Origin of the sequence: Klebsiella sp. GN_Kp190 (genome assembly GCF_040061795.1) — a bacterium.
GTDB classification, from domain to species: domain Bacteria; phylum Pseudomonadota; class Gammaproteobacteria; order Enterobacterales; family Enterobacteriaceae; genus Klebsiella; species Klebsiella michiganensis.
Genome location: NZ_JBEAFN010000026.1, coordinates 17,325 through 35,159, shown reverse-complemented (window position 1 = coordinate 35,159; position 17,835 = coordinate 17,325). Strand labels below are relative to the sequence as shown.

Below are 17,835 nucleotides of genomic sequence, written 5' to 3'. Positions count from 1 at the left end.
TGCATCAACCCCGGCGCATTCCCCGGGTTGCGGCGTAACGCCTTACCCGGGCTACCGACTAAAAAAGGCAACTTACGTTGCCTTTTTGCTTTTACCTTTCTCCTCGCCTATGCGAAGAGGCAAGGATAAACTGATTTAACCAAGAATTTCGCGTTGCAGAAAGGCGTCAAGACCCGAAATCCCCGGGAGCTTACATCGGTAAGTGACCGGGGTTGAGGGACGCAGACAACGCATCTGCAGCGTGAAAGGCGCAGGTTAAATTATTTGGCGTCGGTCGCCGTACCATTAGCATGCCAGGTAAACACGCCGAACTCGAAGCCCTTCAGATCGCCCTTCTCGTTCCAGGTGAGCGGCCCCATTACGGTGTCGACCGTTGCGCCCTTCAGGTATTTAGCGATTTCAGCCGGATCTTCAGACTGATTCAGGCCTGCTTGCAGCGACTGCAGCGCGGCATAGGTGGTCCACACGAACGCGCCGCTTGGATCCTGTTTCTTCGCTTTGATCGCATCCACAATCGGTTTGTTCGCCGGAACCTGGTCGTAGTTCTTCGGCTTGGTGACCAGCATACCTTCCGCAGAAGCGCCCGCGATGTTAGACAGCGACACGTTCGCTACTCCTTCCGGCCCCATAAACTGCGTTTTCAGGCCAGCGGCGCGAGACTGACGCAGGATCTGCCCCATCTCCGGGTGATAGCCGCCGTAGTAAACGAAGTCGATATTCTCTTTCTTCAGACGCGCCACCAGGGTAGAGAAGTCTTTCTCACCGGCGGTGATACCGTCAAAGAACACCACGTTAGCGCCGCCCTTCTTCAGGTTATCCTGTACCGCGCGGGCCAGGCCCTCGCCATACTGCTGTTTGTCGTGGACAATCGCGATGCGCTGCGGCTTCACTTTTTCCAGGATATATTTGGCAGCGGTTGGCCCCTGATCGGAGTCCAGACCGGTGGTGCGCAGAATCAGATGATAGCCGCGAGCCGTCAGCTCCGGCGCGGTGGCCGCCGGGGTGATCATCAGCACGCCTTCATCTTCATAGATATCAGAGGCCGGCTGGGTGGAAGAAGAGCACAGGTGACCGATAACGTATTTGATACCGTCGTTAATCACTTTGTTAGCGACGGCAACCGCTTGTTTCGGGTCACAGGCGTCGTCGTATTTTACCATCTGCAGCTTATTGCCTTTGATACCGCCTTTGGCGTTGATATCGGCAATGGCCTGCTCTGCGCCAGTAAACTCCTGGTCACCGTACTGCGCTACCGGACCGGACATCGCGCCAACAACGGCGACTTTGATATCTTCGGCCATTGCCGTACCGCTCATGATTAAGGCAATACATCCTGCCAGTAACGCTTTACCCTTCATATTCATCCTGAGGCTCCCCATTATTATGGTATTTGCATTTGTTGTGATGTTGTTTATTAGCGCATTATTCTAATTAGACACATAAGAAAAGCATATGATAGTTAGATTAGGGTCTGCCGCCTGCGCTTTTGCAGCACACTATGCTAAACATACCGTCATTCAGGAGAATTGGAAACGATAAAATTGCGGAGTATGTAACAGATAAGTGACAAATAAAAACCCGCGCCGGAATAAACCGAACGCGGGGGCATGAGCAACGCGACTACCAGCCCGCAGGCAGGTAGCCAAAGGCCGAAGCGATGGCGTAGGCGGCGCTGCAAAGATAGAGCAATACGATGAAGATCTGGATTAAGGGATGCGTGATTAGCGCCGGGCAGGTCCAGCCGGGGATGATGTCACCCTGCCGACGCGAGCCTTTGAGGATCAGGATCGGCATGATAGATAAAATCACCCCGCTAAATACCCCGGCAAAATAGAGCGCGTTCACGAAGGACACCATCCCGCTATAGGCCAGAATAAAAGGCGGCACGGCGACCACTAACAGCACCTTAAAGCGTTTGAACGGCTGCTCGTCGTTGCCCAGGCGAAACTGATCGAAAATATTGGTCAGGAAGCTTCCGCCCAGCCCCCAATAGGAGGTCAGCATCGCGCAGAGCGCAAAAAGATTTGCCGAGAAGAAAGCCCACTCGCCGAGCGCCCTGCCCCAGGAAATGGTTGCCACATCAGAAATATTATCCAGCCCGCTTAATGCAATCACCGAAAGCGGGACCAGCGCCAGCAGGCAAAAGGTTAATAACATCCCCACCATAATGGCCTTCGGCAGCTTCTCCGGTTTATCGGCGAAGCCGCGCGCCATCTCCGGCACGATATATTGCGCGGAGAAACAAAACGCGACAACGTTAAATACCGGCACCATATACAGCCAGTTGCCGTCCAGCAAATAACCGACGCTGGCGGTCTCTTTCAGCAACGTCGCGGCAACCAAAATGGTTATCATAACGACCATGCCGATACTGATGAATTTCTCACCCCGGCCAATCGCCTTCAGCCCAAGATAAAGCACCCCGGCCGCCGGAATAAAAAACAGCGCGCTGCCCAGGGCCGGCGAGATGCCGAATAACGAATGCAGGAGTTTACCGCTGCCGGTCATATAAGCCGTCAGCGCGCCGACGCTGTTGACGCAAACGGAGAGGAACATCATCAGCGCGCCAAAGCGGCCGACGTAGCGCTGCGACAGGCCGCTAAGCTGCAGATGCTTACGCGTGCGCAGCGTCGATTCCGCCACGTAGAGCATGGTGATGGTCGTCAGGCTACCGACCACAATCAGCCAAAACAGCAGCGGCAGAAAGCCCGCTTTGCTGGAGGCATAGGCGATGGATAGCACCCCAGCGCCGATATTGGTGCCGACGATCATCGACACGCCTTCAATGAAACTGAGGGATTTTGCAGGTACAGCGGTACGCTCCCGGCTCGTCAGAGCCGGAGAAAAGGTGGAGTTGTCAGACATAATATTTTCCGTTTTATTCCGGCAGCGTACGCCGCCGGAAAAAAGGTGATATCAGGGTGAAATACCACTCACGCTGAGCATGAATAACCAGACTGCGGCTTCCTGTTTCTGTTGGGCTTCCCTGCCGCCGCAAATGGATGTAAGACTGACTAGCCCTTCAGCACGCGGGCCAGAATATCCAGCGCTTTCGTAAACTGCGCATCCGGAATCGTTAACGGATAGAGGAAGCGAATGACGTTGCCATAGACGCCGCAGCTCAGCAGCAGCAGGCCGTTCTCCTGGGCTTGTTGCTGGATTTGACGGGTGATCTCCGCCGACGGCTCGCCGGTTTGCGGATCGTTAAACTCTACCGCCACCATCGACCCCTGGCCGCGTACGTCAGCAATCGCCGGGCAGCTTTGACGCGCCTGATTCAGCACCTCTTTCAGATGGCTGCCTAAGCGCTCAGCGCGCTGGCACAGCTGTTCTTCTTCAATCACGTCCAGCACCGCGTGTGCGGCCGCGACCGCCAGCGGGTTACCGGCATAGGTGCCGCCCAGACCGCCCGGCGCAGGCGCATCCATCACCTCGGCGCGACCTACCACGCCGGAGAGCGGGAAACCGCCGGCCAGGCTTTTGGCCATCGTCATCAGGTCGGGCTTCACATCATAGTGCTGCATCGCAAATAGCTTGCCGGTACGCGCAAAGCCGGTTTGTACTTCATCGGCAATCAGCAGAATGCCGTGGGTATCGCACAGCGCGCGCAGCGCCTGCATAAACTCAGGCGGGGCAACGTTAAAGCCGCCTTCCCCCTGAATCGGCTCCAGCACAATCGCCGCCACCTGATCGGCCGCGATATCCGCTTTGAAAATGCGCTCCAGGCTCTTCATCGCGTCGGCGGTGGTAATGCCATGGGCGGCGTTAGGGTAGACGGCGTGATAAACCGAGCCCGGGAACGGGCCGAAACCAATCTTGTAAGGCGCTACTTTGCCGGTCAGCGCCATGGTCATAAACGTACGGCCGTGGAAGCCGCCGCCGAAGGTAATCAACCCCGGACGACCGGTATAAGCGCGCGCGATTTTCACCGCGTTTTCAACGGCTTCCGCCCCGGTGGTAAAGAACGCCGTTTTCGCCGGACCGTCAATCGGCGCCAGTTCGTTAATCCGCTCGGCCAGCGTGACATAGCTTTCGTACGGGACAATCTGGTAAGCCGTGTGGGTAAAGGCCTGCAGCTGCTGTTCAACGGCGGCAACGATTTTTGGGTGGCGATGGCCGGTATTCAGCACCGCGATGCCGGCGGCGAAATCGATCACCTCATTCCCTTCAATATCCCACAACGTAGCGTTCTCCGCTTTCTCAACAAAGTAGCTGCACATCACCCCTACGCCGCGCGGAGTCGCCTGCTGGCGACGCTGATTCAGTTCTGAACTTTTCACCGAGAATCTCCTGTCATGTGTGTCACGTTATCGCAACAAATCCGAAACTATGTCGTTTATTTACACAGGATTTGGCCCTATAATCGAGTACCAATTCAGATTATCTGAGGGATCCAATTGCGTTCGCTTATCGCAGACCTGGTGCTGGTCAGATTGCAGAAAGAAACCGATCCGCTCCTGCACAAGCGCCTTTACAAGGCGATTCGCCACGCCATTCTGGATGGTTCTCTCCCGCCCCATAGCCGCCTGCCCCCTTCACGGGATCTGGCGGGAGAGCTGAAAATGTCTCGCAACACAATTTTAACAGTTTACGAACAATTGCTGGCTGAGGGGTACGTCGTGTCCCGTCGCGGCAGCGGAACATTCGTCGCGAAAACGCTGCCCGATATGTTTCTTCCAACCAGCAGCGCCAGTGAAAGCAGCCCTGCGCCAGCAGCCAGCGCGCCCATCTCCCGACGCGGCCAGCATCTGCTGGGGCACATCAGCGCCAGCCCGCGTCAGTGGGGGGCATTTATCCCCGGCGTACCGGACGTCAATGCGTTTCCCCACCCGCTGTTCAGTAAAATCCAGGCGCGTATCAGCCGCCGTCCAAAACCCGAACAGCTCAGCTATAGCTGTAACGGCGGAACGGCCGAGCTGCAGCACGCGTTGGTGGACTATCTGAGAGTAGCGCGCGGCGTTCAGTGCCAGGCAGATCAAATTCTTATTACTGAAGGGATCCATCAGGCTATCGACCTGATCACCCGCATGCTGTGCGACCGCGGCGATCTCGCCTGGGTGGAGGAGCCGTCCTACTGGGGCATTCGCCATGTGCTGGCGATGAATGAAGTGCGGGCCGAGCCCGTGGTGGTTGATGCCAGCGGCCTGTGCCCGCCCGAAAGCATAGCCGAAGCCCCGCGGCTGATCTTCGTTACGCCATCCCATCAGTACCCCCTCGGCGCGGTAATGAGCCTTGAGCGCCGACAGCGCCTGCTCACTCTGGCCCATCAGCACGGCAGCTGGATTGTGGAAGATGATTACGACAGCGAGTTTCGCTTTTCCGGTCAGCCGATCCCGGCGCTACAGGGCTTAGTCCCCGAAGCGCCGGTGGTCTACGTCGGTACGTTCAGTAAAACGCTCTACCCGGGGCTGCGGCTGGGCTACGTCGTGCTGCCTCGCCCGCTGGCGGCTGAACTCAAAAACGCCCACGCCGAGCTCTACCGCGGCGGCCATTCGCTTATCCAGCTGGCGCTGGCGGAATTTATCAACGCCGGTCATTACTCGGCACACATTCGCCGCATGCGCCTGCTCTACAGCCGCCGTCGCGTCTTTTTGACCGAGCTGATTCAGCGGCACTGCGGGCCGCACGCGCTGTCGGACTTCAGCGATAATGCCGGACTGCATCTGATCCTGAATTTGCCGGATGAGGCGGATGACGTGGCGATTGCCCGCGATGCCAACGCGCGCCATATTTTAGTGCGTCCGCTGTCGCGCTATTACCTGACGGCGCAGCGGAAGAAAGGGCTGTTGATGGGTTTTGCTTCGCAGCCGGAAACGCAGATGGAACCGGCGTTCAACGTCCTGCTTGAGTGTCTGAAAATGCACTGCCCGCAGGCGCTGGCGGAGGCAGAAAAACAAAACGCCCCATCGTAATGTGGGGCGTTATCGGGGGACTGGCGCTCAGATTAGGCTTCGATAGCGGCGCGCAGTTTTTTCATGGCGTTCTTTTCAAGCTGACGTACACGTTCAGCCGACACGCCGTAGCGGTCTGCCAGCTCCTGCAGCGTGGACTTGTTGTCTTCGTCCAGCCAGCGGGCGCGGATGATGTCCTGGCTACGTTCGTCAAGACCCTGCATCGCGTCGGTCAGCTTGTTTGCCGCCTGCTCTTCCCAGTTATCGTCTTCAATGCCGTCGGCAAAGTTAGACGTTTTATCCTGCAGATAGAGCACCGGCGCCATCGGCTGGCTATCGGACTCATCATCCGACGACATGTCGAAGGTCATGTCCTGCGCCGCCATACGTGACTCCATCTCACGCACGTCTTTGCTCGACACGCCCAGCTCGCGGGCCACCATTTCGACTTCATCCTGGTTAAACCAGCCCAGACGCTGCTTGGTTTTGCGCAGGTTAAAGAACAGCTTACGCTGTGCTTTCGTGGTCGCGACCTTCACGATACGCCAGTTACGCAGCACGTATTCATGAATTTCCGCTTTGATCCAGTGCACGGCGAAGGAAACCAGACGCACGCCCACTTCCGGGTTAAAACGGCGCACGGCTTTCATCAGGCCAATGTTGCCTTCCTGAATCAGATCCGCCTGCGGCAGGCCATAGCCCGAGTAGTTACGAGCAATATGAACAACAAAGCGCAGGTGAGACAGGATCAGCTTTTTCGCTGCTTCCAGATCGCCCTGGTAATGCAGCTTTTCAGCAAGCTCCCGCTCTTCATCAGCCGATAACATCGGCCAAGTGTTAGCAGCCCGGATGTACGATTCCAGGTTACCAACGGGGGCTAAGGCTAAAGTTTGCATATCTTTGGTCATTCAAATCCTCTCAATCGATATCTTCTGGCATCTTTCTGTCCTCACAACGGAGCAACAAACATGCCAGCATTGATGAGCAACGAGAATATCACTCACATTAGTATCAGACAGTGATTTTATCCACAAGTTCCATGCAATGATGTGAATAGATTACGCACAAAATGTGACATGGTTATGAAGTTTAGGGAAGCGTCGACAGGGACTCTTTCCCTGCAGAGAGATATTCAGTGCAGGGAAAGATTATACCAGATTTTTACTACTCGGGAGTAAAGTGACGTAAATGTTGAACGGTTGCCAGCCAGGCGGCGACCCAGCCAATCATCGAGCAAACAATCAGCATCAGCAGGCACTCGTCAAAGCCTAAGCCGCTGAGTTCAAACTGCGTGCCGAAGACTTTCGCCACTTCGGTGACCGCCGACGACAGGCGCATGACCATAATTTCCGACAGGATCAGCGACAGAAACGCGCCGGAGAACCCCAGCAGCGCCCCACCGTAAAGGAACGGACGCAGAATAAAGCCGTCGGTCGCGCCAATCAGTTTCTGCACGTTAATGGTATCGCGGCGGGCGAAGATGCTCAGACGCACGCTGTTGCCGATCACCAGGAAGACCGCCGCCACCATCAGTACGCCGATCATCGCCGAAACGCGTCCGACCAGCCCGGTCAGCGACGAGAGCCGCGCAAACCAGCTGTCATCCATACGCACTTCATCAACGCCCTGAACGTGGCTCACGCGGTCGCGCAGCGTGTTCAGCGCTTCAACGCTCTGGAAATCAATCTTCGGCACCACGATCGCCACCGCCGGCAGCGGGTTCTCTTCCAGCATATCCAGCGCGCCGCCGAAGCCTGACCAGTTGCGGAATTCGCCAAGGGCTTCATCGCGCGACAGATAGTTAACCTTCTCGACGCCCTGCTCCGCCTGCAGCTGGCCGACTACCCGCGCAGCGGCGTCGTCATCCAGCGTTTTTTCCAGATAAACAGTGATTTGCGGCGTGGGATAATACTGTGACGCCGCGGTGCTGACGTTTTTGTAGACCATGTAGCACACGCTTGGCAGGGTCAACGAAATGGCGATCACCATCACCGTCAGAAACGTCGCCAGCGGCGTGCTTTTCAGATCCTGTACCGCGCCGTGCCAGGCGTAGCGCACCTGTTCATTGAATACGTTGCTCTTGCGGGAAGCCGGATTCGGCGCCGCTTTTGGCCGCTTCGACGCATTGCGCCCGCCGCTACCGCCCGCTCCGCCCGCATTGCGGAAACGGTCGAATCGATTGCCGAATCGGCGAATGTGGTTCATTGCCTCGCGCTTATTCACCGATGTGGCCTCCATGCATATGCCCCTCGCTGAGGGACAGGACGCGGTACGGACGACTGGAGATAAGCCCCAGGTCATGCGTCGCCATCAGCACCGTCACCCCAACGCGGTTAAACTCTTCAAACAGACGTAAGATCCCTTCCGACAGCGCCTCGTCGAGGTTACCGGTCGGTTCATCCGCCAGCAGGACCGCAGGTTTGTTCACCACCGCGCGGGCGATGCCCACGCGCTGTTGTTCCCCGCCTGAAAGCTGAATCGGCAGGTTTTTCGCTTTGTCCAGTAGCCCGACTTTATCCAGCGCCGCCGAGACGCGACGACGGATATCATCCCCGCTGGCGCCGGCGATAATCAGCGGGATCGCTACATTATCGTAAACGGTTCGGTCCATCAGCAGATGGTGGTCCTGGAAAATCATGCCAATCTGACGGCGCAAAAACGGCACCTCGCGGCTCTTCAGGCGGCTAATATCATGGCCGCCGAAAAGGATTTTGCCGGCGCTGGGCCGTTCGATACCGCAGATAAGCTTCAGCAGGGTACTTTTCCCCGCTCCGGAATGGCCGGTCAGAAACGCCATCTCGCCCGCCTGCAGGTGGAACGTCACCCCCTGCAGCGCTTGTCTCCCACCGAGATAGGCTTTGCTGACTTGTTCAAAGCGAATCATTTTTAATCCTCTCGGGCAAAAAGTGCCTCAATAAAGTCGCCCGCATTAAACGGACGCAGATCTTCAATACGTTCGCCAACACCGATGTAGCGAATCGGAATACCGAACTGATCGGCAACCGAGAAGATAACCCCGCCCTTGGCGGTCCCATCCAGCTTAGTCAAGGTAATACCGGTCAGTCCAACCGCCTCATGGAACAGTTTGGCCTGGCTAATCGCGTTCTGCCCGGTGCTGGCGTCAATGGTCAGCATAACTTCATGCGGCGCATCGACATCTAGTTTTTTCATGACGCGGACAATCTTCTTCAGCTCTTCCATCAGGTGCGATTTATTCTGCAGACGACCCGCGGTATCGGCAATCAGGACGTCAATATTGCGCGCCTTCGCCGCCTGGATGGCGTCGAAAATGACCGATGCCGAATCCGCGCCGGTGTGCTGGGCAATCACCGGAATATTGTTGCGCTGCCCCCAAACCTGGAGCTGCTCAACCGCCGCCGCGCGGAAAGTATCCCCCGCCGCCAGCATCACCGACTTGCCCTGCTGCTCGAACTGACGCGCCAGCTTGCCGATGGTGGTGGTTTTACCGACGCCGTTGACGCCGACCATCAGAATCACAAACGGCGTTTTGCCTTCTACGTTCAGCGGCTCATCCACTTTCGCCAGAATATCGCCCATCTCTTCTTTCAGCAGGCCGTACAGCGCCTCGGCGTCGCGCAGCTGCTTGCGGCTGGCGTCGTTGGTAAGACGCGTGATGATCTTACGCGTGGTTTCCACGCCGACATCGGCAATCAGCAGTTGCTCTTCCAGCTCTTCAAACAGATCATCGTCGATTTTCTTACCGCGGAACAGACTGATAAATCCGGAACCGAGGTTCTGTTTGGTTTTTACCAGGCTGCGTTTGAGGCGGGCGAAGAAACCTTCTTTGGTCGGTTTTTCCTGCTCTAACGGCGTCACGACGGTTTCGTCCGGCACCACTTCAACGGCGTTTTCTGCCGCATCGGCCGCCGCCAGAGCCTGTGCTTCCAGCTCTTCATCGGTGATATCGGCCTCAGCCTCTTCTACCGTTTCGTCTGGTTCCGGCTGATCAACGGCGGTTTCTTCAATAACTGCCGTTTCCGGTTCGGTAATGACCTCTTCCGGCGTCTGTTCAGCGACGACTTCAGCCACTACCGGCTCGGCGATGACCTCTTCCACCAGCGGCTCAGCGACCGTCTCTTCAACCGCGGGCTGCTCCGCTATCTCCTCAACCACCTCGGCGGCAAAGGCTTCAGCATCCTGTTTCTCTGTCGCAGTGGCGTCGACCGTTTCCGGCGCAACCGCAGGCGCTTCGCTTTCCTGAGCCGGTTCTTCAACCTCTTGCTGGGCTTCTACTTTTTGTTCTGTTTCGCTTTCCTGCGCCTGTTCTTTTTGACCAAAGCCCAGCCAGGAAAAGAAGCCACGTTTTTTGTCTTTCGCCATTTGCGACTACACTCCTCGCTGTTAATTCATGGCACAGCTTCGGCCAGTAGGTAGCGGAAGCTGAAAAATGATGAAATTAGTCGGATAGTCTACCACTTAACTTAACTCGCATCACCGCCCCCGGATTAAGGTTTCGTCAACCGCCGCCGATCGTTAGAATAGCAGCCCGGAAGTTGAGACTTGAGCAAAGAGATGAAGAAACCAAACCACGCGGGCAGCGGCCAGATCCGTATTATCGGCGGGCAATGGCGGGGCCGTAAACTCCCGGTGCCGGAGAGCCCGGGTCTGCGCCCGACCACCGACCGGGTGCGCGAAACGCTATTTAACTGGCTGGCGCCGTCGATCGTTGACGCGAACTGCCTCGACTGCTTCGCCGGCAGCGGCGCGCTGGGCCTTGAAGCCCTCTCCCGCTATGCGGCCAGCGCCACGCTGCTGGAAATGGAACGCGGCGTCGCGCAGCAGCTGCAAAAAAATCTGGCGACCCTCAAAGCCAGCAACGCTAAGGTGGTCAATACCAATACTTTAGCGTTTCTTGCTCAGGCGGGCACGCCGCATCACATCGTGTTTGTCGATCCCCCGTTTCGTAAAGAACTGCTTGAAGAGACGCTAAAGCTGCTGGAAAACAACGGCTGGCTTAGCGATGAAGCGCTTGTCTACATTGAGAGTGAAGTCGAAAACGGTTTACCGCCGGTGCCGATGAACTGGCACGTCTATCGTGAAAAAGTGGCCGGACAGGTCGCCTACCGTCTCTATCAACGTGAGGCCCAAGGAGAAAACCATGCTGATTAATTTTGGCCGCTTGCTGATGCTGTGCGTGTGGGCGTTTTTATTGCTGAACCTGTTTCAACCGTTCCCAAAACCGCTGAACATCTTCGTTAACGTGGCGCTGATCTTTATGATTCTGATGCACGGCCTGCAGCTGACGCTGCTCAAGGCGACGCAGACGAAAGAGATGCCGCCGCTGGGGCGCTTCGAGCAGATTCGTATTTTCATCTTCGGCGTGTTCGAACTGGTCGCCTGGCAGAAAAAGCTCAAGGCGACCCTGAAGAAGAAGTAATGCCAGGAAAAGGTTCAGGGGTCTGGCGTAAAGCCCATAAACCGCGAACCTTTATAGCTCAGGACGCCCTTATCGCCGACGCTTAGCGCATGATACTGCGGCGCCTGCAGACGAAAAACCACTTCCAGCCCGCCGCTTTCCGGCCTGAAGCTTGCTTCATAACGCATTTCGCTACCGGCAGGCGCCACCGTCTGCTGGCGCGAACGGCGATCGTTAATCACCTTCTCCCGCTTATTGCTCACCACCACCCGTTTTTGCAACAGCGGCGCGGCATCGTTATCCATTTTTTCCCGACGCTGCTGCACATAGCGATACGACGCGGCAACCGCAATGATGGCAACGGCAACCATAAAAAACAGCGGAACTTTACTCATTCACCTTGCCCCCAGGAATTATCAGGAATAAGCATACTGTGGCTTGATTATCATTGTCATCTTCCTCTGCAAACCACTACACTGAGATTCAGTACTGTAAGTACAATCACTTACGTAATGATAACAGATACAGGGACTTACTATGCTTTGGTCATTTATTGCTGTCTGTTTCTCCGCATGGCTTTACGTCGATGCGTCCTATCGTGGGCCTGCCTGGCGTCGCTGGGTGTTTAAACCCGTCACGCTGATCCTGCTTCTGTTACTGGCCTGGCAAGCGCCGATGTTTAACGCCATCAGCTATCTGGTGCTGGCCGGGCTTTGCGCCTCGCTGGTCGGCGATGCGCTGACCCTGCTGCCGCGGCAGCGGGTAATGTACGCCGTGGGGGCGTTCTTTCTCTCGCATCTGCTCTACACCATCTGGTTTGCCAGCCAGCTGACGCTATCTTTCTTCTGGCCGCTGCCGCTGGTGCTGCTGATCCTCGGCGCGCTGCTGCTGGCGATTATCTGGACGCGTCTGGAAGAGATGCGGATGCCGGTGTTTACCTTTATCGCGATGACGCTGGTGATGGTCTGGCTGGCCGGGGAGCTGTGGTTCGCCCGCCCGACGGATACCGCCCTGTCCGGCTTCGCTGGCGCGGCATCCCTGCTGCTCGGCAACGCGGTCTGGCTCATCAGCCATTATCGCCGCCGCTTCCGCGCTGACAACGCGATCTCCTCGGCATTTTACTTCGCTGGGCACTTCCTGATCGTCCGCGCGCTCTATTTGTAATTAAGCGCTTGACTCTGGAGTCGACTCCAGAGTGTATCCTGCGGGTAATGAGAAAATTATCATTACCCGGAGGGTCCTATGTCGGCTCCAGAATCGCAGGATAAAAAAGTCCCACACTTCTCATCGTTAAAATTTACCCCTGCCGCGCAGCCTGCGGAAAGCTGCTGCGCGGACCACGCCTGCAGCAGCGAAACCGCCGCTGAAAACGATGCGCTGAGTCACGCGCGCTTTAGCTGGCTGGTAGAAGGCATGGACTGCGCGGCCTGCGCCCGCAAGGTCGAAACCGCCGTTCGCCAGGTGCCGGGGGTCAGCCAGGTGCAGGTACTGTTCGCCACCGAAAAGCTGCTGGTCAACGCCGAGGGCAATGTCCGCCCGCAGATCGAAAGCGCCGTGCGCGCCGCGGGCTATCAGCTGCGTGATGAAAACGCGCCACGGGCAGAGGAGCCCACCTCGTGGCTGCGCGAGAATCTGCCGCTCCTCACCCTCGTCGTTATGATGGCGCTCAGCTGGGGGCTTGAGCAGTTCAGCCCGCCTCTGGGCGAGATCGCCTTCATCGCAACCACGCTGGTCGGCCTGTGGCCGGTCGCCCGGCAAGCAATACGCCTGATCAAAAGCGGAAGCTGGTTCGCCATTGAAACCCTGATGAGCGTCGCAGCCATCGGCGCGCTGTTTATCGGCGCCACCGCCGAAGCGGCGATGGTCCTGCTGCTGTTCTTAATCGGCGAACGTCTTGAGGGCTGGGCCGCCAGCCGCGCGCGGCAAGGCGTCAGCGCCTTGATGGCGCTGAAACCCGACACGGCAATCCGCGTGCGCGACGGCGTGCGTGAAACCGTAGCCCAGCGCGACCTGCGCCCCGGCGACGTGATTGAAGTCGCCGCCGGAGGCCGCCTGCCCGCCGATGGCCAGCTGCTCTCGCCCTTCGCCAGCTTCGATGAGAGCGCGCTAACCGGTGAATCCGTACCGGTGGAGCGTAACGCCGGGGAACGCGTGGCGGCCGGCGCGACCAGCGTCGATCGTCTGGTACAGCTGACGGTGATCTCCGAGCCGGGCGACAGCGCTATCGATCGCATCCTTAAGCTGATTGAAGAAGCGGAAGAGCGCCGCGCGCCGATTGAGCGCTTTATCGATCGCTTTAGCCGCATCTATACCCCGGCGATTATGGTCGTCGCGCTGCTGGTGGCCATTGTTCCGCCGCTACTGTTTGCGGGCGCATGGCTGCCGTGGATCTATAAAGGTTTAACGCTGCTGCTGATTGGCTGTCCGTGCGCGCTGGTGATCTCAACCCCGGCGGCGATTACCTCCGGGCTGGCGGTGGCGGCGCGTCGCGGCGCGCTGATTAAAGGCGGCGCGGCCCTGGAGCAACTGGGCCGCGTGTGCCAGGTGGCGTTTGATAAAACCGGCACCCTGACCATCGGCCAGCCGCGCGTCACCGCGGTGATGACGACCGCAGACATCGGCGAAAACGATCTGCTGGCGCTGGCGGCCGCCGTTGAGCAAGGCTCCAGCCACCCGTTAGCCCAGGCCGTCGTACGTGAGGCGGAGCAGCGCCAGCTGGTCATTCCGCCGGCAAGCGGCCAGCGCGCGCTGGCCGGATCCGGCATTGAGGCGCAGGTTGAAGGACGTCAGGTGCTGATTTGCGCCGCGGGTAAAAACCGCGATCCACAGTACGATGAACCTATTCAGCAGCTGGAGAGCGCGGGGCAAACCGTGGTGCTGGTGATGCGCGATGAGGCTCTGCTGGGGATTGTGGCGCTGCGCGATACGCTACGCGATGATGCTCGCCAGGCGGTGGATGAACTCCATCAGTTAGGCGTTCAGGGAATCATACTGACCGGCGACAATCCGCGCGCGGCGGCGGCTATCGCCAGCGAACTGGGGCTGGCGTTCCGCGCCGGGCTGCTGCCTGCGGATAAAGTGCAGGCGGTGATGGCGCTCAACACCGAGTCTCCGCTGGCCATGGTCGGCGACGGGATCAACGACGCGCCGGCGATGAAAGCGGCGACCATTGGCATCGCGATGGGCAGCGGCACCGACGTCGCTCTGGAGACCGCCGATGCGGCATTGACCCACAACCGCCTCACCGGACTGGCGCAGATGATTTCGCTGGCGCGCGCCACTCACGCCAATATCCGGCAGAATATCGCTATCGCGCTGGGTCTGAAGGGGATTTTCCTCGTCACCACCCTGCTCGGCCTCACCGGCCTGTGGCTGGCGGTGCTGGCGGATACCGGGGCGACGGTGCTGGTCACCGCTAACGCGCTGCGGCTGCTACGTAAGAAGTAGGGACAATACCCGGGGGCGGCGCTTGACGCGCCTTGCCCGGGCTACAGGTTCGTGCGGTCTGGTTTTTTGTAGCCTTGCTCAGTGGCTTTTACGGATCAGATAGCGGTACGGCAGCGCCTCGGTTTCCTGCGCCAGCAGCTCATGCTCCATAAAACGGCAGAAACCGGGAATATCGCGGGTCGTCGCCGGATCGTCGGCCACGATTAGCAGCGTCTCGCCCACCGGCATCGTACGCACTGTCTTGCGCACCATCATCACCGGTTCCGGGCAACGAAGCCCCTGCGCATCAAGCGTATGGTCAGGGCTGGAGAAAAGTTCGCTCATTTTCATCTCACATTAACAAAACGGCCCTAGTTTACCCCCAGTTCGCCAGTACGCAAGCCAGGTTAACGTTTGCGCGAAAAACAACCATTGCAATACGCTCGCAACGCAGTATCATGCAGCCGTTTTTATTGGGTTCCCTCACCCCAACCACTAAAAAGGTCACAATATGAGTCCGTTTACTACCGTACAGCGTAAAAAAGCGCTGATCTGGCTATCGCTTTTCCATCTGCTGGTCATCACTTCCAGTAACTATCTGGTGCAGCTGCCGATCTCCATCTTTGGTTTTCATACCACCTGGGGCGCATTCAGCTTTCCGTTTATTTTCCTCGCCACCGACCTGACGGTGCGGATTTTCGGCGCTCCGCTGGCGCGACGCATTATCCTCGCGGTCATGATCCCGGCGCTGGTTATCTCCTACGGGGTTTCCGCGCTGTTCTATATGGGCGAGTGGCAGGGGTTTGCCGCATTAACCAGCTTTAACCTGTTTGTCGCCCGTATCGCCGCCGCCAGCTTTATGGCCTACGCGCTGGGGCAAATCCTCGACGTCCACGTCTTTAACCGCCTGCGTCAAAACCGCCGCTGGTGGCTGGCGCCCACGGCATCCACCCTTTTTGGTAACGTCAGCGATACGCTGGCCTTCTTCTTTATCGCCTTCTGGCGCAGCCCGGACCCGTTTATGGCGGCGCACTGGGGCGAAATCGCCATCGTCGACTACTGCTTCAAGGTGCTGATTAGCATCGTATTCTTCCTGCCGATGTACGGCATGCTGTTGAATATGCTGCTGAAAAAACTGGCAGATAAATCTGATTTATCCGCATTGCAGCCAGGTTAAGAGTACTCACGAAACGATGTGATAAGATAAGCGAATGAGCCGTTAATGGCCGTTTATCGAAAGGAAGATGTCAATGCGCAATTTGGTTAAATATGTCGGTATTGGCCTGCTGGTTGTAGGTCTTGCGGCCTGTGATAACAGCGATACAAAAACGCCGACTGCCGGGGCTGCTGCGGAAAGCAACGCCAGCGGGCAACCTATTAGTCTGCTGGATGGCAAACTGAGCTTCTCCCTGCCAGCCGGTATGACCGACCAGAGCGGCAAGCTGGGCACCCAGGCCAACAATATGCACGTCTATTCTGATGCCACCGGCCAGAAAGCGGTGATCGTGATTGTGGGTGACAATACCAACGAGGAGCTGGCGGTGATGAGCCAGCGTCTGGAAGAGCAGCAGCGCAGCCGCGACCCGCAGCTGCAGGTCGTGAGCAATAAATCCATTGAGATCAAAGGCCACACGCTGCAACAGCTGGACAGCATCATCTCCGCCAAGGGTCAGACCGCCTGGTCTTCCGTCCTTCTCGGCAAGGTTGATGACAAACTGCTGACGCTGCAAATCACATTGCCAGCGGATAACCAGCAGCAGGCGCAGACCGAAGCGGAAAACATTATCAACACCCTCGTCATCCAGTAACTACTGGCCTGACGCCGCGGCCTCCGGTTCACCGACCGGGGGCCGTTTTTTTAACCGCCATCCCAGCAGCAGCGCCACCGCAACCAGCCCCGCCGTCGCCAGATAGATCGATGAAATGCCCGCCCACGCCATCAGCAGCCCGGCGAGCGGACCGGTGATCCCCAGCGAGAGATCCATAAATACCGTATAGGTTGCCAGCGCCGACCCCTGGTTCTGCTGCGGTACGGCCTTCACCGCCACCACGCCAAGCGCCGGGAACACCAGCGAAAAACCGGCTCCGGCAAAGAAAGTGCCGATTTTCGCCATCAGCGGCGTCTCCGCCAGGCCCACTAACAGCAGCCCAATAATCTCGACGACAAAACAGAGCATCGCCACGTTCAGCCCGCCGAGGCGGTTAATTCCGTTGGGGAACAGCAGGCGCGTGCCGACAAAGGCGCAGCTAAACAGCGTCAGGGCGAAGGCCGCGCCGTCCCAGCCTTTAGCATCATAAAACAGAGTGATAAAGGTGGCGATAACGCCAAAACCCGCCGAAGCCAGGGCCAGCGCCATGCCGTAGAGCCAGACGCGCCCCAGCACCGCGCGAAACGACATCGCTTTACCCTTGCCCGCTTTGACCGCCGCCCGCGGCAACGCGCACAGCACGGCCACCAGCGCGACCGCCATAATGGTCAACGCCAGCCCGTGCAGGCCAATCAGCGAGTAACAGAGCACGCCGAGCGGCGCGCCCATCGCCATCGCTCCGTAGGTGACAATGCCGTTCCAGGAAATGACCCGCCCGATATGCAGCGAACCGACTACCCCGACACCCCACAGCGTGGAGCCGGTTCCCGCGAAGCTCTGCCCAATGCCGAGGATAATCCGGCCAAGGCACAGCAGCGCCAGGCTAACCACGGGCAAGCCGCCGAAGAGCGCCGCCAGCAGATAGCCGAGTCCGCTCAGAAAGCAGCCGCACAGGCCGAAAATGACGATCTTTTTTGGCCCCAGCAGGTCGGCGTAACGCCCGGCGTGAGGGCGGCTGAGCAGCGTAGCGAAGTACTGGAGGCTAATCACCAGCCCGGCCCAAAAGGCGCTAAACCCCATCACATCATGAACATAGCCGGGCAATACCGCCAGCGGCAGGCCAATGGTCAGGTAGCTGGCAAAGTTAAAAATCACGACAGAGACAATCCGCAGATTGAGGCGCAATCCATTAAGCGCCGGTTCGGCGACGGTTTCGGGCATCGGGTTCCACCAGATTTTTACAACTGTGTTTCATTTCTACCACGCCACACGTTATAAATCAGCAGCCAGATTAGGATTCCTGGCAGCAAGCCAGCCGCTACACTTAATGAAA

At 57.9% G+C, this 17,835-nt stretch carries 17 protein-coding genes; 7 read left to right on the top strand and 10 right to left on the bottom strand.

Annotated elements, in window-relative coordinates:
* Nucleotides 1-260 precede the first annotated feature (260 nt).
* The 3 genes from livJ to ABLU67_RS14850 all read right to left on the bottom strand — a co-directional run bounded on the left by livJ (nt 261) and on the right by ABLU67_RS14850 (nt 4,280).
* A complete protein-coding gene (livJ, locus tag ABLU67_RS14860; protein WP_004133032.1) occupies nt 261-1,364 on the bottom strand; it encodes a branched chain amino acid ABC transporter substrate-binding protein LivJ in 1,104 nt (367 codons plus the stop codon).
* A gap of 256 nt (nt 1,365-1,620) precedes the next feature.
* Nucleotides 1,621-2,865, bottom strand: coding sequence for an amino acid permease (locus tag ABLU67_RS14855; protein WP_038423782.1), 1,245 nt, complete (start codon nt 2,863-2,865; stop codon nt 1,621-1,623).
* Nucleotides 2,866-3,014: 149 nt separating this feature from the next.
* Nucleotides 3,015-4,280: a 4-aminobutyrate--2-oxoglutarate transaminase gene (locus ABLU67_RS14850; RefSeq protein WP_014839711.1), complete on the bottom strand. Its 1,266-nt coding sequence runs from the start codon at nt 4,278-4,280 to the stop codon at nt 3,015-3,017.
* A 117-nt stretch (nt 4,281-4,397) separates the two neighbouring features.
* Here ABLU67_RS14850 and ABLU67_RS14845 point away from each other — a divergent pair, with 117 nt between their 5' ends.
* Nucleotides 4,398-5,912, top strand: coding sequence for a PLP-dependent aminotransferase family protein (locus tag ABLU67_RS14845; protein ID WP_032751582.1), 1,515 nt, complete (start codon nt 4,398-4,400; stop codon nt 5,910-5,912).
* A gap of 32 nt (nt 5,913-5,944) precedes the next feature.
* Here the strand turns inward: ABLU67_RS14845 and rpoH are convergent, their stop codons facing one another.
* From rpoH to ftsY, 4 genes are all read right to left on the bottom strand, one after another.
* Nucleotides 5,945-6,799 (bottom strand): RNA polymerase sigma factor RpoH, encoded by an 855-nt coding sequence (gene rpoH / locus ABLU67_RS14840; RefSeq protein WP_004106554.1) that lies wholly within the window; start codon nt 6,797-6,799, stop codon nt 5,945-5,947.
* A 256-nt stretch (nt 6,800-7,055) separates the two neighbouring features.
* Nucleotides 7,056-8,114, bottom strand: coding sequence for a permease-like cell division protein FtsX (gene ftsX / locus ABLU67_RS14835; protein WP_025106848.1), 1,059 nt, complete (start codon nt 8,112-8,114; stop codon nt 7,056-7,058).
* Nucleotides 8,107-8,775 carry a cell division ATP-binding protein FtsE gene (gene ftsE / locus ABLU67_RS14830; protein WP_004106557.1) on the bottom strand — a complete coding sequence of 223 codons (669 nt, stop codon included), beginning with the start codon at nt 8,773-8,775 and terminating at the stop codon, nt 8,107-8,109. Before ftsE ends, ftsX begins: the two co-directional genes overlap by 8 nt.
* Nucleotides 8,776-8,777: 2 nt before the next feature.
* On the bottom strand, nt 8,778-10,232 hold the full coding sequence (gene ftsY / locus ABLU67_RS14825; RefSeq protein WP_232553050.1) for a signal recognition particle-docking protein FtsY: 1,455 nt from the start codon (nt 10,230-10,232) through the stop codon (nt 8,778-8,780).
* 192 nt (nt 10,233-10,424) lie between these two features.
* On the opposite strand from ftsY, the gene rsmD reads away from it, so the two are divergent.
* Together rsmD and ABLU67_RS14815 are read left to right on the top strand one after the other, a co-directional pair.
* On the top strand, nt 10,425-11,021 hold the full coding sequence (rsmD, locus tag ABLU67_RS14820; RefSeq protein ID WP_348852360.1) for a 16S rRNA (guanine(966)-N(2))-methyltransferase: 597 nt from the start codon (nt 10,425-10,427) through the stop codon (nt 11,019-11,021).
* Complete coding sequence (locus ABLU67_RS14815) at nt 11,011-11,289, top strand: DUF1145 family protein (RefSeq protein WP_004106574.1); 279 nt, start codon at nt 11,011-11,013, stop codon at nt 11,287-11,289. The genes rsmD and ABLU67_RS14815 overlap by 11 nt, the downstream gene beginning before the upstream one ends.
* Nucleotides 11,290-11,303: 14 nt before the next feature.
* On the opposite strand, the gene ABLU67_RS14810 is transcribed toward ABLU67_RS14815, so the two are convergent.
* Complete coding sequence (locus ABLU67_RS14810) at nt 11,304-11,663, bottom strand: DUF2500 domain-containing protein (protein WP_049084041.1); 360 nt, start codon at nt 11,661-11,663, stop codon at nt 11,304-11,306.
* Nucleotides 11,664-11,805: 142 nt separating this feature from the next.
* Here ABLU67_RS14810 and ABLU67_RS14805 point away from each other — a divergent pair, with 142 nt between their 5' ends.
* A complete protein-coding gene (locus tag ABLU67_RS14805) occupies nt 11,806-12,432 on the top strand; it encodes a lysoplasmalogenase (RefSeq protein WP_004855080.1) in 627 nt (208 codons plus the stop codon).
* 78 nt (nt 12,433-12,510) lie between these two features.
* A complete protein-coding gene (zntA, locus tag ABLU67_RS14800; protein WP_186006249.1) occupies nt 12,511-14,715 on the top strand; it encodes a Zn(II)/Cd(II)/Pb(II) translocating P-type ATPase ZntA in 2,205 nt (734 codons plus the stop codon).
* 78 nt (nt 14,716-14,793) lie between these two features.
* Here zntA and tusA read toward each other — a convergent pair whose 3' ends face one another.
* Nucleotides 14,794-15,039: a sulfurtransferase TusA gene (gene tusA, locus ABLU67_RS14795; RefSeq protein WP_004106582.1), complete on the bottom strand. Its 246-nt coding sequence runs from the start codon at nt 15,037-15,039 to the stop codon at nt 14,794-14,796.
* 166 nt (nt 15,040-15,205) lie between these two features.
* Between tusA and ABLU67_RS14790 the strand changes: the two genes are divergently transcribed.
* A complete protein-coding gene (locus ABLU67_RS14790; protein ID WP_025106844.1) occupies nt 15,206-15,871 on the top strand; it encodes a 7-cyano-7-deazaguanine/7-aminomethyl-7-deazaguanine transporter in 666 nt (221 codons plus the stop codon).
* Between the two features lie 73 nt (nt 15,872-15,944).
* Nucleotides 15,945-16,502, top strand: a complete 558-nt coding sequence (locus ABLU67_RS14785; RefSeq protein WP_004855087.1) for a DcrB family lipoprotein — start codon at nt 15,945-15,947, stop codon at nt 16,500-16,502.
* Here ABLU67_RS14785 and ABLU67_RS14780 read toward each other — a convergent pair whose 3' ends face one another.
* Nucleotides 16,503-17,723, bottom strand: coding sequence for an MFS transporter (locus ABLU67_RS14780; RefSeq protein WP_032694226.1), 1,221 nt, complete (start codon nt 17,721-17,723; stop codon nt 16,503-16,505).
* Nucleotides 17,724-17,835 lie beyond the last annotated feature (112 nt).